This is a genomic window from Streptomyces sp. NPDC056503 (assembly GCF_042794995.1).
Lineage (GTDB): Bacteria > Actinomycetota > Actinomycetes > Streptomycetales > Streptomycetaceae > Streptomyces.
This window is the reverse complement of record NZ_JBHTST010000250.1, coordinates 1-4,166: the sequence shown is the minus strand read 5'-3', so window position 1 is coordinate 4,166 and position 4,166 is coordinate 1. Positions and strand designations below refer to the sequence as shown.

At 71.4% G+C, this 4,166-nt stretch carries 6 protein-coding genes; 1 reads left to right on the top strand and 5 read right to left on the bottom strand.

Features of this window, described 5'->3' with window-relative positions; genetic code table 11:
• The coding region (locus ACFQ8C_RS36680; RefSeq protein ID WP_383466251.1) for an acetyl/propionyl/methylcrotonyl-CoA carboxylase subunit alpha at positions 1-1,318 on the bottom strand (1,318 nt) is incomplete at its 3' end.
• Positions 1,319-1,691: 373 nt separating this feature from the next.
• Here ACFQ8C_RS36680 and ACFQ8C_RS36675 point away from each other — a divergent pair.
• Complete coding sequence (locus ACFQ8C_RS36675) at positions 1,692-2,129, top strand: hypothetical protein (RefSeq protein WP_383466250.1); 438 nt, start codon at positions 1,692-1,694, stop codon at positions 2,127-2,129.
• Between the two features lie 18 nt (positions 2,130-2,147).
• On the opposite strand, the gene ACFQ8C_RS36670 is transcribed toward ACFQ8C_RS36675, so the two are convergent.
• The 4 genes from ACFQ8C_RS36670 to ACFQ8C_RS36655 form a co-directional block, all read right to left on the bottom strand.
• A complete protein-coding gene (locus ACFQ8C_RS36670; RefSeq protein ID WP_383466248.1) occupies positions 2,148-2,771 on the bottom strand; it encodes a nucleoside triphosphate pyrophosphatase in 624 nt (207 codons plus the stop codon).
• Between the two features lie 13 nt (positions 2,772-2,784).
• The gene (gene mmpB, locus ACFQ8C_RS36665; protein ID WP_268256536.1) at positions 2,785-2,913 is read right to left on the bottom strand and encodes a morphogenic membrane protein MmpB; all 129 of its coding nucleotides are present in this window, start codon (positions 2,911-2,913) and stop codon (positions 2,785-2,787) included.
• A gap of 141 nt (positions 2,914-3,054) precedes the next feature.
• Entirely contained in the window at positions 3,055-3,267 is a 213-nt protein-coding gene (locus ACFQ8C_RS36660) for an acyl-CoA carboxylase epsilon subunit (protein WP_383466246.1), read from the bottom strand.
• 20 nt (positions 3,268-3,287) lie between these two features.
• Positions 3,288-4,166, bottom strand: an 879-nt coding sequence (locus ACFQ8C_RS36655; RefSeq protein WP_383466244.1) for an acyl-CoA carboxylase subunit beta, incomplete at its 5' end; no start/stop codon positions are given.

Sequence of the window (4,166 nt, the reverse complement as noted above, 5' to 3'; positions counted from 1 at the left end):
TCCACCGGGTGTGGACGCGGAACGGGTCGGCGGTGAACGCCGGGTCGACCACGACGGCCTGGTGGAAGGGGATGGCGGTGGCCATGCCCTCGACCCTGAACTCGGCGAGCGCGCGGGCGGCGCGCTGGAGCGCCTGCTCGCGGGTGGCGCCGGTGACGATCAGCTTGGCGAGGAGCGAGTCCCAGGCCGGGCCGATGACGCTGCCGGACTCGACGCCGGCGTCCAGGCGGACGCCGGGGCCGGTCGGCGGCTGGAAGAGGGTGACGGTGCCGGGGGCGGGCAGGAAGCCCCGTCCCGGGTCCTCGCCGTTGATGCGGAACTCGAAGGAGTGGCCGCGCACGGCCGGGTCGCCGTAGCCGAGCTCCTCGCCGTCGGCGATCCGGAACATCTCGCGGACCAGGTCGAGGCCGGTGACCTCCTCGGTGACCGGGTGTTCCACCTGGAGGCGGGTGTTGACCTCCAGGAAGGAGATCGTGCCGTCGGTGCCGACGAGGAACTCGACCGTGCCGGCGCCGACGTAGCCGGCTTCCTTCAGGATCGCCTTCGACGCCGCGTACAGCTGGGCGTTCTGCTCGTCCGTCAGGAACGGCGCGGGCGCCTCCTCGACGAGCTTTTGGTGGCGGCGCTGGAGCGAGCAGTCACGGGTGGAGACGACGACCACGTTGCCGTGGGTGTCGGCCAGGCACTGGGTCTCGACGTGACGCGGCTTGTCGAGGTAGCGCTCGACGAAGCACTCGCCGCGGCCGAAGGCGGCCACGGCCTCGCGCACGGCGGAGTCGTAGAGCTCGGGGACCTCTTCGAGGGTGCGGGCGACCTTGAGGCCGCGGCCGCCGCCGCCGAAGGCGGCCTTGATGGCGATCGGCAGGCCGTGCTCCCGGGCGAAGGCGACGACCTCGTCGGCGCCGGAGACCGGATCCGGGGTGCCCGCGACGAGCGGGGCGCCGGCGCGCTGCGCGATGTGACGGGCCGCCACCTTGTCGCCGAGGTCGCGGATCGCCTGCGGCGGCGGGCCGATCCAGGTGAGGCCGGCGTCGATCACGGCCTGGGCGAACTCCGCGTTCTCGGAGAGGAAGCCGTAGCCGGGGTGGATCGCGTCCGCGTCGGCGTCCTTCGCGGCCTGGAGCACCTTGGCGATGTCCAGGTAGCTGGTGGCCGGGGTGTCACCGCCCAGGGCGAACGCCTCGTCGGCCGCGCGGACGTGCAGAGCGTCCCGGTCCGGATCGGCGTAGACGGCTACGCTGGCGATCCCGGCATCCCGGCAGGCACGGGCGACACGAACAGCGATTTCGCCACGGTTGGCGATGAGCACCTTGCGCACGATGGCTCCCTCCTTGAAACAAGCTGAGTTTAGGGACTGCCGACACGGCCCCTCGACCCGTCCCTAGTGGTGAGCTTGCCCACACGGAGTGTCGTTCGAGGCTCGCTCGGGTCGTGAAATCCCTTGTCGCACCACGGTACGCAGGGTTCCTTTACGGCACAGTAGCTCCGAGGTGTGGCGCAGGTCTCTGTTAGTGGAGCCAGTCGCCATTCGGGTTTCTTTGTCGAGTCCCTACGAATGGCGCAATGATTCTTTGCCTGAACGTCGGGCTTCGGCCATGGTGCGCACACTCTTGTCCGGACGTTTACCGGCCAGTAGCCTTCGCGCTGTCGACCGTACTGTCGGTAACAGGCGAATCCAGGGGGTGGCCGAGGTGGCCCGCAGACCGATCGCACTCGTCACGGCCGCCGTGCTCCTCGTGGAGGCGCCCGCGATCGTCGGACTCAACGCGATCATGGCCCGTTTCGTGGAGGCCCAGTCGATGTCCCTCGACGGACTCGACCCCGACCACATGGTCACCGGCACCTGGGCCCTCGGCATCGCCTCCGGCCTCGCCCTCGCGCTCTGCTCTCTCGTCGCCCTCCTCACGGGCCTCCGCGACCGCCGCCCCGGCCGCCTCGGCCGGGGACTGCTCATCGGCTGCGCGGTCGTCCACGGCCTCCTCGGCGCGGTCGCCGTCGGTCTGATCGGCTGGGGCGCCTTCGCCTTCCTCATGACCGTCGTCGGACTCATCGTGCTCACCCTGGTCGTGTACGGCAAGGAGGACGCGGACCCGGCGCCCGCCAAGGCCCCGGCACCCGCCGAGGCCTGACAGCGGCTCAGGGGGCCGTCAGGCCGTCCAGAGCTCGGTGATCCCCACGTCCAGCTTGGCGAGGAGCCTGCGCAGCAGCGGCAGCGACAGGCCGATCACGTTGCCCGGGTCGCCGTCGATGCCCTCGATGAACGGCGCCGACCGGCCGTCCAGCGTGAAGGCCCCCGCCACGTGCAGCGGTTCGCCGCTCGCCACGTACGCCGCGACCTCCGCGTCCGTCGGCTCGCCGAACCGCACCACCGTCGAGGCGGTCGCCGACTCGTACCGCTTGGCCGCCGTGTCGTACACGCAGTGACCCGTCTGGAGGATGCCGACGCGGCCCCGCATGTCCTGCCACCGGGCGGTGGCCTCGGCGGCGTCGGCGGGCTTGCCCAGCGCCCTCCCGTCGAACTCCAGCACCGAGTCGCAGCCGATCACCAGGGCGCCGCTCACCTCCGGCCGGGCCGCCACGTGCGCCGCCTTGGCCTCCGCCAGCGCCAGCGCCAGCTCGGCCGGGGTCGGGGCGTGGACCTTGGACTCGTCCACCCCGCTGACGATCACCTCGGGCGCGAGCCCGGCCTGACGGAGCAGACCGAGCCGGGCGGGGGAGGCGGAGGCGAGGACGAGCCGGCGGGGCGTGCCGCCCTGGTGATCAGCAGTCATGGGGGCAGCGTACTCAGCGCGCGCCCACCGCGAGCATCAGGACGACCATGGCCAGCGCCAGGATCACACCGGACCTGCGCATCATCGCCTGTGCCTCGCGCAGGAACTTCGGAGGCTTGTTCTCCGGGTCGGACCACAGCATGGCCACGATCCTGCTGCCGGGACGCCCGGAACGCCTGAGTACGGATACTCAACCGCCCGGTGACGCGCACACCAGGCGCGGAGGACGGCGAAGGCCGGACCCCCCGCACATGGGGTCCGGCCTCCGCTCGTGTCATGCCCTTCAGACCGGCCAGTAGGACCGGGCCCAGGCCCGTGGGCCCGGGCGGGGCCGGGCCGAGCGGGCGATGCGTGACGGGTCCGACCAGCCTTCCGGTACCGCCGGGCCGAGACCCGCGGCGGCAGCCGCCGCCGTGGCCGCGGCCCGGGCCTGGACCACCGCCAGTGCGGCGGCCAGCTCCTCGGGCGTCGGGTTGCCTCGTACGACCTTGATCATCGTGCTGTCCCTCCCGAGGGTTAGAGCGGGATGTTGCCGTGCTTCTTCGGAGGCAGGGATTCCCGCTTCGTCCGCAGCTGACGCAGACCCTTCACGATCTGCGGCCGGGTCTCCGAGGGCAGGATCACCCCGTCGACGTAACCGCGCTCGGCCGCGATGTACGGGTTGAGCAGGGTGTCCTCGTACTCCTGGATCAGCCGCGCCCGCACCGCCTCGACGTCCTCGCCGGCCGCCTCCGCCTCGGCGATCGTCCGCCGGTGCAGGATGTTGACGGCGCCCTGCGCGCCCATGACGGCGATCTGCGCCGTCGGCCACGCCAGGTTCAGGTCGGCGCCCAGGTGCTTGGAGCCCATGACGTCGTACGCGCCGCCGAACGCCTTGCGGGTGATGACCGTGATCAGCGGGACGGTCGCCTCGGCGTACGCGTAGATCAGCTTCGCGCCGCGCCGGATGATGCCGCCGTACTCCTGGTCCACGCCCGGCAGGAAGCCCGGCACGTCCACGAAGGTCAGGACCGGGATGTTGAAGGCGTCGCAGGTCCGCACGAACCGCGCGGCCTTCTCCGACGCGTTGATGTCCAGGCAGCCCGCGAACTGCATCGGCTGGTTGGCGACGATGCCGACCGGGAAGCCCTCCACCCGGCCGAAACCGGTCAGGATGTTCGGCGCGAACAGCGCCTGGGTCTCCAGGAACTCGCCGTCGTCCACGACGTGCTCGATCACCTTGTGCATGTCGTACGGCTGGTTCGCCGAGTCCGGGATCAGCGTGTCGAGCTCCAGGTCCTCGCCCGACACCTCGGTCTGGGCCGTCTCCGGGAAGGCGGGCGCCTCCGAGAGGTTGTTCGACGGCAGGTACGAGAGCAGCTGCTTCACGTACTCGACGGCGTCCTTCTCGTCGCC